General features: G+C 71.2%; 14 protein-coding genes. 4 read left to right on the top strand and 10 right to left on the bottom strand.

Annotated features, from left to right (window positions below; all coding sequences use genetic code 11):
- Positions 1-5: 5 nt before the first annotated feature.
- The 5 genes from IH45_RS0127765 to IH45_RS0127745 all read right to left on the bottom strand — a co-directional run bounded on the left by IH45_RS0127765 (position 6) and on the right by IH45_RS0127745 (position 5,805).
- Positions 6-803 (bottom strand): ABC transporter permease, encoded by a 798-nt coding sequence (locus IH45_RS0127765; protein WP_030674165.1) that lies wholly within the window; start codon positions 801-803, stop codon positions 6-8.
- Positions 800-1,744 (bottom strand): ABC transporter permease, encoded by a 945-nt coding sequence (locus tag IH45_RS0127760; protein ID WP_030674162.1) that lies wholly within the window; start codon positions 1,742-1,744, stop codon positions 800-802. The genes IH45_RS0127765 and IH45_RS0127760 overlap by 4 nt, the downstream gene beginning before the upstream one ends.
- On the bottom strand, positions 1,741-2,889 hold the full coding sequence (locus IH45_RS0127755; RefSeq protein ID WP_030674158.1) for an ABC transporter ATP-binding protein: 1,149 nt from the start codon (positions 2,887-2,889) through the stop codon (positions 1,741-1,743). The genes IH45_RS0127760 and IH45_RS0127755 overlap by 4 nt, the downstream gene beginning before the upstream one ends.
- A 58-nt stretch (positions 2,890-2,947) precedes the next feature.
- On the bottom strand, positions 2,948-4,195 hold the full coding sequence (locus tag IH45_RS0127750) for a polyamine ABC transporter substrate-binding protein (protein WP_030674155.1): 1,248 nt from the start codon (positions 4,193-4,195) through the stop codon (positions 2,948-2,950).
- 92 nt (positions 4,196-4,287) lie between these two features.
- Positions 4,288-5,805, bottom strand: a complete 1,518-nt coding sequence (locus tag IH45_RS0127745) for a gamma-aminobutyraldehyde dehydrogenase (protein ID WP_030674153.1) — start codon at positions 5,803-5,805, stop codon at positions 4,288-4,290.
- Positions 5,806-6,036: 231 nt separating this feature from the next.
- On the opposite strand from IH45_RS0127745, the gene IH45_RS0127740 reads away from it, so the two are divergent.
- A complete protein-coding gene (locus IH45_RS0127740) occupies positions 6,037-6,669 on the top strand; it encodes an NADAR family protein (RefSeq protein ID WP_032918562.1) in 633 nt (210 codons plus the stop codon).
- Positions 6,670-6,827: 158 nt separating this feature from the next.
- Here the strand turns inward: IH45_RS0127740 and IH45_RS0127735 are convergent, their stop codons facing one another.
- Together IH45_RS0127735 and IH45_RS1000000145475 are read right to left on the bottom strand one after the other, a co-directional pair.
- Positions 6,828-7,220, bottom strand: a complete 393-nt coding sequence (locus tag IH45_RS0127735) for an Imm7 family immunity protein (RefSeq protein WP_030674141.1) — start codon at positions 7,218-7,220, stop codon at positions 6,828-6,830.
- A gap of 32 nt (positions 7,221-7,252) precedes the next feature.
- The gene (locus tag IH45_RS1000000145475) at positions 7,253-8,227 is read right to left on the bottom strand and encodes a DUF4190 domain-containing protein (RefSeq protein WP_158813283.1); all 975 of its coding nucleotides are present in this window, start codon (positions 8,225-8,227) and stop codon (positions 7,253-7,255) included.
- Between the two features lie 352 nt (positions 8,228-8,579).
- Here IH45_RS1000000145475 and IH45_RS0127725 point away from each other — a divergent pair, with 352 nt between their 5' ends.
- Together IH45_RS0127725 and IH45_RS0127720 are read left to right on the top strand one after the other, a co-directional pair.
- On the top strand, positions 8,580-9,602 hold the full coding sequence (locus IH45_RS0127725; RefSeq protein ID WP_030674136.1) for an adenosine deaminase: 1,023 nt from the start codon (positions 8,580-8,582) through the stop codon (positions 9,600-9,602).
- A gap of 77 nt (positions 9,603-9,679) precedes the next feature.
- Positions 9,680-10,366, top strand: coding sequence for a glycerophosphodiester phosphodiesterase (locus tag IH45_RS0127720; protein ID WP_030674135.1), 687 nt, complete (start codon positions 9,680-9,682; stop codon positions 10,364-10,366).
- Positions 10,367-10,388: 22 nt separating this feature from the next.
- On the opposite strand, the gene IH45_RS0127715 is transcribed toward IH45_RS0127720, so the two are convergent.
- Positions 10,389-10,922, bottom strand: a complete 534-nt coding sequence (locus IH45_RS0127715) for an HXXEE domain-containing protein (RefSeq protein WP_030674133.1) — start codon at positions 10,920-10,922, stop codon at positions 10,389-10,391.
- Between the two features lie 212 nt (positions 10,923-11,134).
- Here IH45_RS0127715 and IH45_RS0127710 point away from each other — a divergent pair, with 212 nt between their 5' ends.
- Positions 11,135-12,082 carry a hypothetical protein gene (locus IH45_RS0127710; protein WP_030674130.1) on the top strand — a complete coding sequence of 316 codons (948 nt, stop codon included), beginning with the start codon at positions 11,135-11,137 and terminating at the stop codon, positions 12,080-12,082.
- A 21-nt stretch (positions 12,083-12,103) separates the two neighbouring features.
- On the opposite strand, the gene IH45_RS0127705 is transcribed toward IH45_RS0127710, so the two are convergent.
- Together IH45_RS0127705 and IH45_RS0127700 are read right to left on the bottom strand one after the other, a co-directional pair.
- Positions 12,104-13,288 (bottom strand): polyamine ABC transporter substrate-binding protein, encoded by a 1,185-nt coding sequence (locus IH45_RS0127705; RefSeq protein ID WP_030674126.1) that lies wholly within the window; start codon positions 13,286-13,288, stop codon positions 12,104-12,106.
- A 126-nt stretch (positions 13,289-13,414) separates the two neighbouring features.
- Positions 13,415-14,869: a gamma-aminobutyraldehyde dehydrogenase gene (locus tag IH45_RS0127700; protein WP_030674124.1), complete on the bottom strand. Its 1,455-nt coding sequence runs from the start codon at positions 14,867-14,869 to the stop codon at positions 13,415-13,417.
- Positions 14,870-14,886: the final 17 nt, after the last annotated feature.

Here is a 14,886-nt window from a genome sequence, read left to right as displayed (position 1 = left end):
GGTTCTCAGCTCCTCTTCCGGCGTCCGGAGAGCAGCTGTGCCCCCAGGACGCAGAGCACGGCGATCAGGAACATCGCCGTTCCGATGACATTGATCTGAACGGGTGTGCCACGCTGCGCCGATCCCCAGACGAACATGGGGAACGTCACAGTCGAGCCGGCGTTGAAGTTCGTGATGATGAAGTCGTCGAAGGACAGGGCGAAGGAGAGCAGCGCGCCGGCCGCGATACCGGGCGCGGCGATCGGCAGGGTGACGCGCAGAAACGTCTGTGCGGGCGACGCGTAGAGGTCCTGTGCCGCCTGTTCCAGGCGCGGGTCCATACTCATCACGCGGGCCTTGACCGCAGTGACGACAAAGCTCAGACAGAACATGACGTGTGCGATCAGGATCGTCCAGAACCCGAACCGGATGCCCATGTTGAGGAACAGGGTGGCCAGCGAGGCGGCCATCACCACCTCGGGCATCGCCATCGGCAGGAAGATCAGGGTGTTGACGGCGGGCCGGGCGCGGAAGCGGTAGCGGGCCAGCGCGAAGGCGATCATGGTGCCGAGGACGGTGGCGCCGACCGTCGACCAGACGGCGATCTGCAGGCTCAGGCCCAGCGAGCCGCACAGGTCGGCGACGCCGCACGGGTCGCTCCAGGCGTCCGTGGAGAAGCGCTGCCACTCGTAGTTGAAGCGCCCGTTGGGCTTGTTGAACGAGAAGACCAGCACGACGAGGTTGGGCAGCAGCAGATACGCGAGCGTGGCCAGGCCCGCGAGCACGACGAGGTGGCGGCGCAGCCACCGGAGTACGGCCCTCACACCAGGTCCTCCGTCCCGGACTTGCGGATGTAGATGGTGACCATGGCGAGGATGGCCGCCATGAGGATGAAGGAGAGCGCGGCCGCCGTCGGGTAGTCCAGGACGCGCAGGAACTGCGACTGGATGACGTTGCCGATCATCTTCTGGTCGGTGGAGCCGAGCAGTTCGGCGTTGATGTAGTCACCGGCGGCCGGGATGAACGTCAGCAGCGTGCCGGCCACCACGCCCGGCATGGACAGCGGGAAGGTCACCCGGCGGAAGGTGGTGACGGGGCGGGCGTACAGGTCGCCGGCGGCCTCGTGCAGCCGCGGATCGATGCGCTCCAGCGAGGTGTACAGCGGCAGCACCATGAACGGCAGGAAGTTGTACGTCAGGCCGCACACCACCGCCAGCGGCGTGGCCAGCAGCCGCTGCCCCTCGGTCAGCCCCAGCCAGCTCGTCACGTCCAGGACGTGCAGCGAGTTCAGTACGCCGACCACCGGGCCGCCGTCCGCCAGGATCGTCTTCCAGGCCAGCGTGCGGATCAGGAAGCTGGTGAAGAACGGGGCGATGACCAGGATCATCACGAGGTTGCGCCAGCGGCCCGCCTTGAAGGCGATGAGGTACGCGAGCGGGTAGCCCAGCACCAGGCAGAGCACCGTCGCGGTGGCCGCGTAGCCGACCGAGCGCAGGAACTGCGGCCAGTACTCCCCCAGCGCGTCCCAGTAGGTGGCGAAGTGCCAGGTGACCTTGAAGCCCTCTTCGAGGGAGCCGGTCTGTACGGACGTGGACGCCTGGTAGACCAGCGGCGCGGCGAAGAAGACGACCAGCCAGAGGATGCCGGGCAGCAGCAGCCAGTACGGGACCAGCCGTTTGCGCGCCGCGCGCCCGCGGGCCCGCGGCGCGTCCTCGGGGGCGTCCCCGGGGGCGGCGGGTGGCGGCGCTTCGGTGCTCGTCGTCATGCCGCCTCCTCACCGGTGTCCGCGCCTGCCCCGATGTCCTGGGAGGCGTCCAGGCCGAAGGTGTGTGCGGGGCTCCAGTGGAGGACCACGTCGGCGCCGGGCACCAGGCGGGGGTCGCGCTCGACGTTCTGCTCGTAGACCGAGAGGCGGCCGGCGCCCGGGGACTCGATGACGTACTGCGTGCTGACGCCGAGGAAACCGGCGTCCCGGATGCGTCCCGGCAGCCGGTTGCGGCCCTCGGCGATGCCGCCCGCGTCGTCGGCGTGCGTGAGACTGATCTTCTCCGGCCGTACGCCCGCCAGCACCGTGCCACCGGTGCGGGCCGTGGTGCGGCATCGTCCGGCGGGCAGCCGCAGCTTCGTCTCCCCCGCGGTGAGCAGCAGCTCGTCGCCGCCGGCCGTCACCACCTCGGCCTCGATGAGGTTGGAGGTGCCCAGGAAGTTGGCGACGAAGGTGGTGGCCGGGTTCTCGTACAGGTCGGCCGGCGCGCCGAGCTGTTCGACCCGGCCGCCGTTCATCACCGCGACCGTGTCGGCCATCGTCAGGGCCTCCTCCTGGTCGTGGGTGACGTGCACGAAGGTGATGCCGACCTCGGTCTGGATGCGCTTGAGTTCGAGCTGCATCTGCCGGCGCAGCTTGAGGTCGAGGGCGCCCAGCGGCTCGTCCAGGAGGAGTACCCGCGGGTGGTTGATCAGCGCGCGGGCGACCGCGACGCGCTGCTGCTGGCCGCCGGAGAGCTGCTGGGGTTTACGGCGCGCCATCGGGCCGAGTTCGACCAGGTCGAGCATCTCCTCGACCTGTTTCTTCACGGATTTGATGCCACGGCGGCGCAGACCGAACGCGATGTTCTCGTAGATGTCCAGGTGCGGGAAGAGCGCGTAGTTCTGGAAGACGGTGTTGACCGGGCGCTTGTACGGGGGCAGCGCGGTGACGTCCCTGCCGTCCAGCTCGACGGTCCCGGTGGACGGGTCCTCCAGGCCCGCGATCATGCGCAGGGTGGTGGTCTTGCCGCAGCCGGAGGCGCCCAGCAGCGCGAAGAAGGAGCCCGCCGGGACCGTCAGGTCGAGCGGGTGGACGGCGGTGAAGGAGCCGTAGGTCTTGCTGATCCCGGAGAGGCGGACGTCGCCACCGGAGGTCTGTGTCATGGGTGGTCCCGTGGGTCGGAGGGCGGGCGGGGCCGGTGCGTGGCCGGGCGTAACCGTCTCAGGCACCTGTGAGATCGGCGAATTTCCGGGCGAATTCCTTGCTCTCCGCGCTGTTCAGCGTGCGGAAGGCATGCGACCTGGCGGCCATCTCCCGGTCCGGCAGGATCAGCGGATTGTCCGCCAGGTCCCGGTCGATCTTCGCCAGTTCCTCGCGTACACCGTCGACCGGGCACACGTAGTTGATGTACGCCGCGATCCGGGCCGCCACCTTCGGCTCGTAGCAGTAATCCATGAGGCGTTGGGCGTTCCTTTTGTGGCGGGCCCGGTTCGGCACCAGCAGGTTGTCCGTGGACGTCATGTAACCGGCGCGCGGCACGGCAAATTTGATGTCCGGGTTGTCGCGCTGAAGCTGGACGACGTCTCCGGCCCAGGCGACGCACGCCGCGAGATCGCCCTTGCTGAGGTCGTTGATGTAGTCGTTGCCGGTGAAGCGCCGGATCTGCTTGCCGTCCACGCCCTTCTGGAGCCGGTCCAGCGCTGCGTCGAAATCGTCCGCCGTACAGTCCTCCGGGCGCTTTCCCATGTCGAGCAGGGTGAGCCCGACGCTGTCCCGCATTTCCGACAGGAATCCGACCCGCCCTTTGAGCTTCGGGTCGTCCAGCAACTGACTGACGGAATCGACCGTACGCCCGCCGGTGGCCTTCGCGTTGTACGCGATGACGGTCGGAATGCCCGTCCAGGGATAGGAATAGGCGCGCCCCGGGTCCCAGTCCGGATCGCGGAACTGGTCCGAGAGGTTGGTGCGCGCGTGCGGCAGGGCCGCGGCGTCGAGTTTCTGCACCCAGCCGAGCCCGATCATCCGCGCGCACATCCAGTCGGTCAGAACCATCAGGTCCCGGCCGGTGTCCTGCCCGGCCGCCAACTGCGCCTGGACCTTTCCGAAGAATTCGTCGTTGTCGTTGACGTCCTCGGTGTACTTGACCGCAATACCGGTGCGCCGGGTGAAGGCGTCGAGCGTCGGCCGGCGCTTGCCGTCCTCGCTGACGTCCAGGTACTCCGTCCAGTTGGAGAAGACGACACGTTTCTCCTGCCCGGAGTGGTCCGCGGACCGGCCCGAATCCGTACGGCCCGCAGGCGGAATGCCGCAGGCCGACAGCGCGCCGAGGCCGCCGAGCGCCAGCGCGCCCGCCCCGCTCGCGCGCAGCAGCGACCGCCGGGTCATGGCCATCCGGCCGTCGGTGAGGCTGCGCCGTACGGCGGCGAGCTCGGGCGCGGACAGGCTCCCGGGCCGCTGGGTGTCCTCCATGCGCGGTGCCCTTTCAGGATGAGCCCGGTGGTCAGCCGGTGCGGCCGTCGCCGCCTGGATTCGGGTGCGGACCCGGACGGGGCAGCCCGGTGTCAGCCACGGTCACCGAAGACGGTCCGGTGCCAGTCCTTCCTCGCCGTGCCGGCGTTGTCGTACATGACGTGCTTGACCTGCGTGTACTCCTCCAAGGAGTAGGCGGACATGTCCTTGCCGAAGCCACTGGCCTTGTAGCCCCCGTGCGGCATCTCGCTGAGGATCGGAATGTGGTCGTTGACCCAGACGCAGCCCGCCTTGATCTCGCGGGTCGCGCGGCCGGTGCGGTAGACGTCCCGGCTCCATGCGGAGGCCGCCAGCCCGTACGGGGTGTCGTTGGCCAGCGCGATTCCCTCGTCGTCGCTGTCGAAGGGCAGCACGACCAGCACCGGCCCGAAGATCTCGCTCTGCACCACCTCGCTGTCCTGCGCGGCGTCCGTGATCAGTGTGGGCAGGTAGTACGCGCCCTTGACCAGTTCGGCCTGCGGGGCCGCGCCGCCGATGACGACGGTGGCGTACGACCGGGCGCGGTCGACGAACCCGGCGACCCGGTCCCGCTGGGTGTACGAGATCAGCGGGCCGAGGTCGGTGGCGGGGTCGAACGGGTCGCCCAGCCGTACCGTCGCCATCAGGTCGGCGACGCCGCTGACGAACACGTCGTAGAGCGGGCGCTGTACATAGGCGCGGGTGGCGGCGGTGCAGTCCTGCCCGCTGTTGATCAGGGAACCGGCCACCGCGCCGTGCACCGCGGCCTCCAGGTCGGCGTCGTCGAAGACCACGAAGGGGGCCTTGCCGCCGAGTTCGAGGTGCAGCCGCTTGACGGTGCTGGTGGCGATCTCGGCGACCCGCTTGCCGACCGCCGTCGAGCCGGTGAAGGAGGTCATGGCGACGCCCGGGTGGGCGACCAGGTGCTCACCGGCCTCCCGGCCCGCGCCGGAGACGATGTTGAGCACGCCGTCCGGAATGCCCGCCTCGGTCGCCGCCTGGGCGAACATCACCGAGGTCAGCGGGGTGATCTCGGCGGGCTTGAGGACGACCGTGTTGCCTGCCGCGATGGCCGGCAGCACCTTCCAGGCGGCCATCTGCAGTGGGTAGTTCCAGGGCGCGATGGAGCCGATGACGCCGATGGGCTCGCGGCGGATCACCGAGGTGTGGCCGGGGCTGTACTCCCCCGCCGACCGCCCCTCCAGATGGCGGGCCGCGCCCGCGAAGAAGGCCGCGTTGTCGACCGACCCCGGTACGTCGAACTCCGCGCTGAGCTTGACCGGCTTGCCGCACTGGAGCGACTCGGCGTAGGCCAGCTCCCCGGCCCGCTCGGCGAGGACGGTGGCGAACCGGTGCAGGGCGTCGGAGCGCTCGCCCGGGGTCGCGCCGGCCCACGCGGGGAAGGCCCGCCCGGCGGCTTCCACTGCCGCGTCCACGTCCGCTGTCGAGGCCAGCCGGTAGCCGTACACCTGCTCGCCGGTGGCCGGATCGACCACGTACTGGGTACGGCCGGAGCTGCCGTCCCGGAGTCCGCCGGCGAGGTACTGCGCGCCCTCGGCGAATCGGTCCCGCACGTCGAATCGCTGAATCATGGTGCTCTCCTCCGCCGGACGCCGGGGCCGCTCGGCGGCACCCCAGGCGTAGCTCTTTCCGGAATCGATGGCTGATCTTGACAGAGGAGGAGGGCCCCAACAAGGGATTCCGTTGTTGCCTTTTGGTTACGCGACGGATTCTGCGATTTCCGTCGTACGGCACCCCGACACGTTGTCAGTGCCCGCTGACAGAATCCCGGCATGATGCACGACAGCACGGGGGGCAGGGGGATGAACGAGCCACGAAGCGGCGCGGGGGACACGGCCGGGGCCGCGCAGGCGGCGGCCGCCTCGACGGCGGACGGGCCGCGGTCGGTCGAGGAGCTGACCGCGCGGACGGCCGCCGGCGAGCGGTACAAGTACGTCTACTTCTGGGGCCACACGCCCCGCCGCGACGGGGAGCTGGGCGCGAGCTGCTTCAGCCAGTGGTGGCCGTCGCCGTTCACGGTCGACGGCGTGCGGTACGCCACCGCCGAGCACTGGATGATGGCCTGCAAGGCCCGGCTGTTCGAGGACGCGGAGGCGGAGCGGCGGGCGATATCCGCCGTGCACCCCAAGCAGGCCAAGGACGCCGGCCGCTCGGTGCGCGGCTTCGACGGCGAGCTGTGGGAGCGGCACCGCTTCGCGTACGTGGTCGAGGGCAGTGCGCACAAGTTCGGCCAGGACGACGCCCTGCGCGCGTATCTCCTGGGCACGGGCTCCCGCGTCCTGGTCGAAGCCAGCCCGCTGGACCGGATATGGGGCATCGGACTGGCCGCCGACGACGAGCGCGCACAGAACCCGGCGCGCTGGCGCGGACTGAACCTGCTCGGCTTCGCCCTGATGGAGGCCCGGCAGCGGCTGGCGGCGGGGGTGGGTGCTTAGGGGCTGTTCGGCGGATCACGGGGCGGTCTGGCCCACCCCACTGTCCGGGTGTGACCAGGAGGGCCATCGGCCGGCAGCCACCTTCGTCTTTCACGGCTCCGTCACGGTCGCGGCGATGTGCCTATGGCTCCGGCCGTGAGCCGCCAGGCAGAACCTCATCAAGTGAAGGGGTCTTCCAGCGTCGGGATGCACGGGGACAGCAGCGCCTCCGTGTGCTGCGTGACCGTGCCCCGAGCGAGTCTGAGTACGCGTACCTCGTCGTCATGGGCCAGGTCCTCGTCATCGCGAACATGCAGAAGGCCGTAGGAGCCGGGAGCAACCTCCGCGACGTGCTCGAACAGACTGACGACATCTGGCGACGAACGGTGATTGGAACAGCCGCCCAGGTGGATGAACGGCGCGCCGTTCATCCACCTGGGATCAAGGAGGTAGGGACTGGCCATCCGAGCGATGCGAAGCCGAAGCTCCTCCACGACGTGCGGCAGTCGGGCGTCATCGTCGTCATCAGATGCGGTTTCTCTGACGGTGATCCAGCCGTGGTACTCGAACACACCGCGATTCCATTGAGGTCGGTTGAGCCTCTTCAGGACCGGGCGAGGACGACGAGTTGGGTGCTGGTCCGGGCCGCCGACAGGCCGTTGAGGTCCGGGACGGCGGTGGGTGCCGATGCGACGGAAACGGGCGCGGCCGCGTGCGTACGGGGACCGGAGGTAGTCGCGCTTTCGTACGTACGGGGGCCAGGGGCGGGCGCGGCTTCGTACCTGTCCGGGCCGTCCGCGCCGGGGCCGTCCGTATCCGGGCCGTCGTCGTCGGCGCCGAAGCCGCCCCCGGAGGTCGAGCCGCCGGAGCCCGAATCGTCGGAGTAGCCGGGGTCCCATGGATCGTCGTCCTCATAGGTCGCGTTGGCCACCACGACGTAGCAGACCATGAGCACGCTCAGCAGCATCGCCACGCCGCCCATGATCAGCCCGGCCAGCGCGCTCCCGCCGTTGTCCGCCTCGCCCCGGTCGGCCTTGCTCCGCCCGATGGCGCCGAAGATGATCGCGAGCAGACCGAGGAGGAGCCCGAAGGCCACGGTGAAGAAGAGGACGGTTCCCACGATCCCGAGGACGAGGGCGGCGGTGCCGAAACCGTTGTTCAGCGCGATCGGCATCCAGTAGGGCTGGTAGCCGGGCGACAGGTACTGCCCCGGACGCGCGCCCGGGTACGGAGCGCCGCCCCAGCCGCCGGGCCCGGGGCTGCCGTACGGAGAAGCGGTGGCGGAAGCTGGGGCGCCGTGGGGAAGGGGTGCGGCGCCCGCGGGGAGGCCGTCACCGTCCGGCCGTCCGCCGGTGCCGTTCGGGGCTTCGGTCTGCTGGCCGTCCGTCCCGGCGCCGGATATCGGCGGGACACCGGAACCGGGCGGCGCGTACGCGCCGCCCGTGCCCGGCGCGGGCGGCGGCGGGGGAACGTCGTACCGGCCGCCCGGGCTGCCCGCCGCGGTCCCGGCCGCGGTACGGGTGGGCACCGGCACGCCCGCCGTCGGCACGTCCACCGTCGGCACACCCGGCTTCGACACGCCCGACTCCGGCGCGGCCGCCCCGGTCGTGGCCGTCCCGGTCATAGCCGCCCCGGTCGTGGCCGTCCCGGTCACAGCTGTCCCGGTCGTGGCCGCCCCGGCCGCGGCTCTCCCGGTCATAGCTGCCCCCGTCACAGCCCTCCCGGCCGCGGCCGACGGCTTCCGGTCGTCCGGCGGCGCCCACGGGTCGCGCGGTTCGGGCTGCTGACTGCCGGACATCGACACCCCCACATTCCCCCCACGTTTCGCTTCCCCCCATGCTAAGACCCGCGCCGGTCCGCGCGGCGCTCCCCGCCTACGATGATTCCCGTCCGCGGCACGCCCAGCTCGCCCCCTCGACCAGGAGGAACCGTTGTCCGATCTCGACGCCTTCATCGCCGGACTGCCCAAGGCCGAGCTGCACGTCCACCACGTCGGATCGGCGTCCCCGCGCATCGTCGCCGAGCTGGCCGCCCGCCACCCGGACTCCGCGGTCCCCACCGACCCGGAGGCGCTCGCCGACTACTTCACCTTCCGCGACTTCGGCCACTTCATCCAGGTCTACCTCTCCGTCGTGGACCTGCTCCGCGACGCCGAGGACATCCGTCTGCTGACCTTCGAGATCGCCCGCGACATGGCGCGGCAGAACATCCGCTACGCCGAACTGACCGTCACCCCGTACAGCTCCACCCGCCGCGGCATCCCGGACGCCGCCTTCGTCGAGGCCATCGAGGACGCGCGCCGGGCCGCGGAGACCGAGCTGGGCGTGGTGCTGCGCTGGTGCTTCGACATCCCGGGCGAGGCGGGCCTGACGTCCGCCGAGGAGACCACCCGCATCGCCTGCGACCTGCGGCCGGAAGGCCTGGTCTCCTTCGGCCTCGGCGGCCCGGAGATCGGCGTGCCGCGCCCGCAGTTCAAGCCGTACTTCGACCGGGCCATCGCCGCCGGCCTGCACTCCGTGCCGCACGCCGGGGAGACCACCGGCCCGCAGACCATCTGGGACGCGCTGACCGAGCTGCGTGCCGAGCGGATCGGCCACGGCACCAGCTCCGTCCAGGATCCGAAGCTGCTGGCCCACCTCGCCGAGCACCGCATCCCGCTGGAGGTCTGCCCGACCTCGAACATCGCCACCCGCGCCGTGCGCACCCTGGACGAGCACCCGCTCAAGCAGATGGTCGACGCGGGTGTGCTGGTGACGATCAACAGCGACGATCCGCCGATGTTCGGCACGGACCTGTGCCTGGAGTACGGCGTCGCCGCGCGCCTGCTGGACCTCGACGCGGCCGGGGTCGCCGCCCTGGCCAAGAATGCCGTCGAGGCGTCCTTCATGGACACCGCCGCGAAGGCCGCGCTGACCGCCGAGATCGACGACTACACGGCGGCGTGGCCGCGGTGAGGGCCGCGCGGCGCGCGGCGGCTTCGGCGCCGGTGCCCATCCCGGCGGAGCGGACACCGGCCGGGCAGGCGGGCCCGGTGCCCGCGCGCGGGCGGGTCGCGGTCATCGGCCATCGCGGCGCCCCGTACGACCACCGCGAGAACACCCTCCCCTCGCTCCGCGCCGCGCTCGAAGCGGGCGCCGACGCGGTCGAGGTCGACGTCCGGCTGACCGCCGACCGCGTCCCGGTCCTGCTGCACGACTCCACGCTGGAGCGCCTGTGGGGCCACGACCGCCGGCTCGCCTCGCTCACGTACGCCCAGGTGGACGAGGTCACGGCGGGCGGTGTGCCGACGCTGCGCGACGCCCTCGCGCTCACGGCCAAGTACCCGTCCGCGCGCGCCCTGATCGACCTTCCCGACCCCGCGGCCGCGTCGGCCGCCGTCGCCGAGGTCCGCGAGTCCGGCGCCGGGCCCCGTGCGTACTACTGCGGCGGCGGCCTGTCCATGCTCGCCGTCCGCGACGCCGACCCGGCCGCTGAAATCGCCCTTTCCTGGTGCCGTACGGCCCCACCCCGCCCCGAGCTGCTGGCCCGCGTCCGCCCCCGCTGGCTCAACTACCACTTCGGCCTGGTCACCACGGGCCTCGTCGAACGCGCCCACGCGGACGGGTACTTGTTCGCGGCGTGGACCGCTGATCTGCCGCGCACCGCACGCCGCCTCCGGCAGGCGGGCGTCGACGCCGTCACGACCAACCGCGTGGCGCCCGTCCGCGCCGTGCTCTGACACGGGGCAGGCGCGGACCGCCTCAGTGCCGCACCAGCCGCCGCGCCACGAGGTGCGACAGCACGGTGGCCGCCCCGGCGACGGCCAGCCCGCTCGCCACGCCCCGTGCGTCCGTCGGCCGGAGCCGCCCGGCGCGCCGCAGCCTGCCGCGCGCCCACAGCGCGTACGGGACGACGATGAACGGTGAGGTGGCCGAGCCGGGGGTGTAGCCGCGTACGGCGGCGGCCTGTGCGAGGTGCATGAGGCCGTGCAGTCCGAACCCGTCCACCGCGCCCTGGAAGAAGGCCGACCGGCCGCCGGTGCGGTGCCCGTGCGCCGAGGCGGCGGCCACGATCACCGCCATGGCGCCCACCGCGACCGTGAACTCCCGCTGGTCGACGCCTTCCATGGCCTTCCAGAGCCGTTCCGGCACCGCGGGGAATCGTTCCCGCAGCTCCGGCAGGCTCTTACGGATCCAGCGCGGCCCGAAGGCCACCTCCTCCGCATCGTGCAACGCCCAGGCGGCGAGCAGTCCGAACGTGACGGCGGGGCTCAGGTCCTGCGAGGTCTTCGACATGAGCGTCGAGTCTGGCACGCCGCCAAAACCCGCTCGCACCGGGCCACTTGTCCACGCCCCTGCCCAGGCCCCTGCCCCTGCCCCTGCCTCTGCCCCTGCCTCTGCCTCTGCCCTCGACCTTGCCCCTGGCCTTGACCTTGACCTTGCCACCGTGTGAAGCCGTGCACTGGGAGACGCCCCGCTGCCGTCCCTCCGATCCCTCAAGGACGCCCATGCTCGCCTACACCGGTTCCGGCCCGTACTGCTACAGCAGCTCCCTTGCCATGGTGCTCGGCCCCGCGGCCGCCCCCTCCCCCTCCGTCATCGAAACTCTCACCGGCTCGCCCTTCGGCATGCAGCTCGCCGGTGGCACCGTGCCCTGGTTCGACCCGTACGGCTGGGACCCGGAGACCGGCCTGGACGCCGCAGTGTCGGCGCTCGGTCTGCGCTGCGTACGGAGCGCGGGCGGCACCGAGGACGAAGCACTGGCCCGGCTCCATGCCGCCTGCGCGGAGGGCCCCGTCCTGGTCGGCCCGGTGGAGATGGGCCTGCTGCTGTACCAGTCCGGCTCCGGCACCGCGATCGGCGCCGATCACTACGTGGTGGTGCTGTCCGTCGAGAACGGCACCGTCCTCCTCCACGACCCGCACGGACACCCGTACGCGACACTGCCCGCCCCGGCCTTTGCCGCCGCCTGGCGCGCGGAGTCGATCCCGTACACGGACACCCCGTACGTGATGCGCCACGCCTTCGTACAGGAGCAGCCGGCCGACCCGGCCGAAGCCCTGCGGCGGTCGCTGCCCGACGCCGTACGGTGGCTGGCCGGGCGCGACGACCTGCCGACGCCGCCCGGGTCGCTCAGCGGCACGGCCGCCGCCGAAGCACTGGCGGATCAGGTGGCAGAGGGGCTGCCCTCGGGAACCCGCGACCTGCTCCGTGTCTTCGCCGTCCGCGTCGGCGCCCGGCGCCTCAACGACGCGGCGGCCTGCCTCGCCTCACTGGGTCTCGGTGCTCCGTCCGCCCTACTGGCCGAGCAGTCCCGCATGGTCGGCAGCCTGCAACATCCCGTCGTCTCGGGGGACGACCGCGCGCTGGAAGCCGGCCTGCGGCGGCTGGCCCCTACGTACGGGAGGCTGCGTACGGCCTTGGAGGAAGCCGTCGGGCAGGGCACGCCGCGCTGATCCACGCGCCGACCCGCCGCCTCACAGCCCCACGATCCCGTTCCACGCCTTGGCGAACGCCGGGCGCTCCTTGGAGGTGATGTCGCGGGCGATGGCCAGGCGCTTGCGCAGGGAGTCGTCCGGGAAGACCAGCGGGTCCTCGGCCAGCGCGGCGCGTTCCTCGTCCTTGGAGGAGGCGAGCACGTCGCGCGCGGCCGGCACGGGGCAGACGTAGTTGACCCAGACGGCCAGTTCGGCGGCGATCTCCGGCCGGTAGTAGAAGTCGATGAGCCGTTCCGCGTTGCGCTTGTGCTCGGCGCGGTCGGGGATCATCAGGCTCTCCGCCCACAGTTCGGCGCCTTCCTGCGGCACCACGAACTCGATGTCCGGGTTGTCCTCCTTGAGCTGGATGACATCGCCCGAATACGCCTGGGCCGCGAGCACGTCGCCCGAGGCGAGGTCCTTGATGTAGTCGTTGCCGGTGAAGCGCCGGATGTGCTTCTTGGCCACCAGGCGGCGGATCCGGTCCGTCATCCGGTAGAAGTCGGCCTCTTTCCAGCGTGTGATGTCCACACCGTCGCCCTGCATGAGCATCGCGAAGGACTCGTCCATCCCGGACAGCAGCGTCACCCGCCCGCGCAGATCGTCCTTCCACAAGTCGGCGGTGTGCTGGATCTCCCGGCCGAGCTTCCTGCGGTTGTACGCGATGCCGGTGATGCCCGACTGCCACGGGACGGAGTGCTTGCGCCCCGGGTCGAAGTGCGGGGTGCGCAGCAGCGGATCGAGGTGCCGGGCGACGTTCGGCTGGCGCGCCCGGTCCATCTCCTGCACCCAGCCGAGGCGTACGTAGCGGCCGCACATCCAGTCGCTGATGACGATCAGGTCGCGGCCGGTGGGCTGGTGGTTCATCAGCGCCGGACTGATCTTGCCGAAGAACTCGTCGTTGTCGTTGATCTCTTCGGTGTACGTCACGGAGATGCCGGTGTGCTTCTCGAACGCCTCCAGCGTCGGCCGCCGCCGCGGGTCCCGCTCGTCCACGTCGATGTAGAGCGGCCAGTTGGCGAAGGTCAGGCGCCGGTCCCGGGCCGAGCGGTCCGGGGCGGCGCGGTCGGCGGGGGCGACGTACGCGGCAGGCACCCCGCATCCGGCGGCCAGCAGGGCCAGGGCCCCGGCCGCTCCCGTACCGGCCGTGCTCCGTAGCAGCGAACGCCGCGAAAGTTCAGGCATGGCGAGCACTCTCACGTGCTGGGGGCGGCGACGGCAACCCGGCAGAACGTCGGCTGCCGGGCCGCCGCCCACGACGGTGTGCCGGGCGGCGGGGCACCGCGCGGGAACCCCGCCGCCCGAACGGGCTCAGCCGTCCAGCGACGTCATCACGTGCTTGATGCGCGTGTAGTCCTCGAAGCCGTAGCCCGACAGGTCCTTGCCGTAGCCGGACTTCTTGAACCCGCCGTGCGGCATCTCGGCGACGAGCGGGATGTGGGTGTTGATCCACACGCACCCGAAGTCCAGCTTCTTGGACATCCGCATGGCGCGGGCGTGGTCCTTGGTCCACACGGAGGACGCCAGCGCGTACTCCACGCCGTTGGACCACTCGACGGCCTGGTCCTCGTCCCGGAAGGACTGGACGGTGATGACCGGGCCGAAGACCTCCTGCTGGATGATCTCGTCGTCCTGCTTGAGGCCGGAGACGACGGTCGGCGCGTAGAAGTAGCCCTTCTCGCCGACCTGGTGGCCGCCCGCCTCGATCTTGGCGTGCGCGGGCAGGCCGTCGATGAAGCGCTTGACCTGCGCCAGCTGGTTGGCGTTGTTCAGCGGGCCGTAGAGCACGTCCTCGTCGTCCACCGCGCCGGTCTTGGTGTCGGCCGCGGCCTTGGCGAGCGCGGTCACGAACTCGTCGTGGATGGACTCGTGGACGAGCACCCGGGTCGCGGCCGTACAGTCCTGGCCGGCGTTGAAGTAGCCCGCGACGGAGATGTCCTCGACGGCCTTGGCGATGTCGGTGTCCTCGAAGACCACGACCGGGGCCTTGCCGCCCAGCTCCAGGTGGACCCGCTTGAGGTCCTTGGAGGCGGACTCGGCGACCTGCATGCCGGCCCGCACGGAGCCGGTGATCGAGGCCATCGCCGGGGTGTCGTGCTCGACCATCAGGCGGCCGGTGTCGCGGTCGCCGCAGATGACGTTGAACACGCCGCGGCTGTGGCCCAGCTCGTCCAGCACACCACCGATGATCTCGGCGATCAGCACGGTCGAGGCGGGGGTGGTGTCGGACGGCTTGAGGACGACGGTGTTGCCCGCGGCCAGCGCCGGGGCGAACTTCCACACCGCCATCATCATCGGGTAGTTCCAGGGCGCGACCTGCGCGCAGACGCCGACCGGCTCGCGGCGGATGATGGACGTGAAGCCGTCCATGTACTCGCCCGCGGCGCGACCCTCCAGCATCCGGGCGGCCCCCGCGAAGAAGCGGATCTGGTCCACCATCGGCGGGATCTCCTCCGAGCGCACCAGCGCGAGGGGCTTGCCGCAGTTCTCCGACTCGGCGGCGATCAGCTCCTCGGCCCGCTCCTCGAAGCGGTCGGCGATCTTGAGCAGGACCTTCTGGCGCTCGGCGGGCACCAGGTCGCGCCAGGCGGGGAACGCGGCCTCGGCGGCGGCCATCGCCGCGTCCACGTCCGCGGCGGCGGACAGCGGAGCGGTGGCGTACGCCTCACCCGTGGCCGGGTTGACCACCTCCGTGGTCCGCCCGTCGGCGGCGTCCCGGAACTCCCCGTCGATGTAGTTGCGCAGCCGACGCAGTTCGGTGGTCACGAGCGACCCCTCCTAGT

The organism is Streptomyces rimosus subsp. rimosus (assembly GCF_000720725.1).
In the GTDB taxonomy this organism is placed as follows: Bacteria; Actinomycetota; Actinomycetes; order Streptomycetales; family Streptomycetaceae; genus Streptomyces; species Streptomyces rimosus_A.
Note: the sequence above shows the minus strand (reverse complement) of the source record. Positions and strands in the feature narration are given on the sequence as shown.

Excerpts from the sequence above, each read along its gene's own strand:
- IH45_RS0127760 (WP_030674162.1), bottom strand. The coding sequence starts at position 1,744 with ATGACGACGAGCACCGAAGCGCCGCCACCCGCCGCCCCCGGGGACGCC.
- IH45_RS0127755 (WP_030674158.1), bottom strand. The coding sequence starts at position 2,889 with ATGACACAGACCTCCGGTGGCGACGTCCGCCTCTCCGGGATCAGCAAG.
- IH45_RS0127750 (WP_030674155.1), bottom strand. The coding sequence starts at position 4,195 with ATGGAGGACACCCAGCGGCCCGGGAGCCTGTCCGCGCCCGAGCTCGCC.
- IH45_RS0127745 (WP_030674153.1), bottom strand. The coding sequence starts at position 5,805 with ATGATTCAGCGATTCGACGTGCGGGACCGATTCGCCGAGGGCGCGCAG.
- IH45_RS0127740 (WP_032918562.1), top strand. The coding sequence starts at position 6,037 with ATGAACGAGCCACGAAGCGGCGCGGGGGACACGGCCGGGGCCGCGCAG.
- IH45_RS0127715 (WP_030674133.1), bottom strand. The coding sequence starts at position 10,922 with ATGTCGAAGACCTCGCAGGACCTGAGCCCCGCCGTCACGTTCGGACTG.
- IH45_RS0127710 (WP_030674130.1), top strand. The coding sequence starts at position 11,135 with ATGCTCGCCTACACCGGTTCCGGCCCGTACTGCTACAGCAGCTCCCTT.
- IH45_RS0127705 (WP_030674126.1), bottom strand. The coding sequence starts at position 13,288 with ATGCCTGAACTTTCGCGGCGTTCGCTGCTACGGAGCACGGCCGGTACG.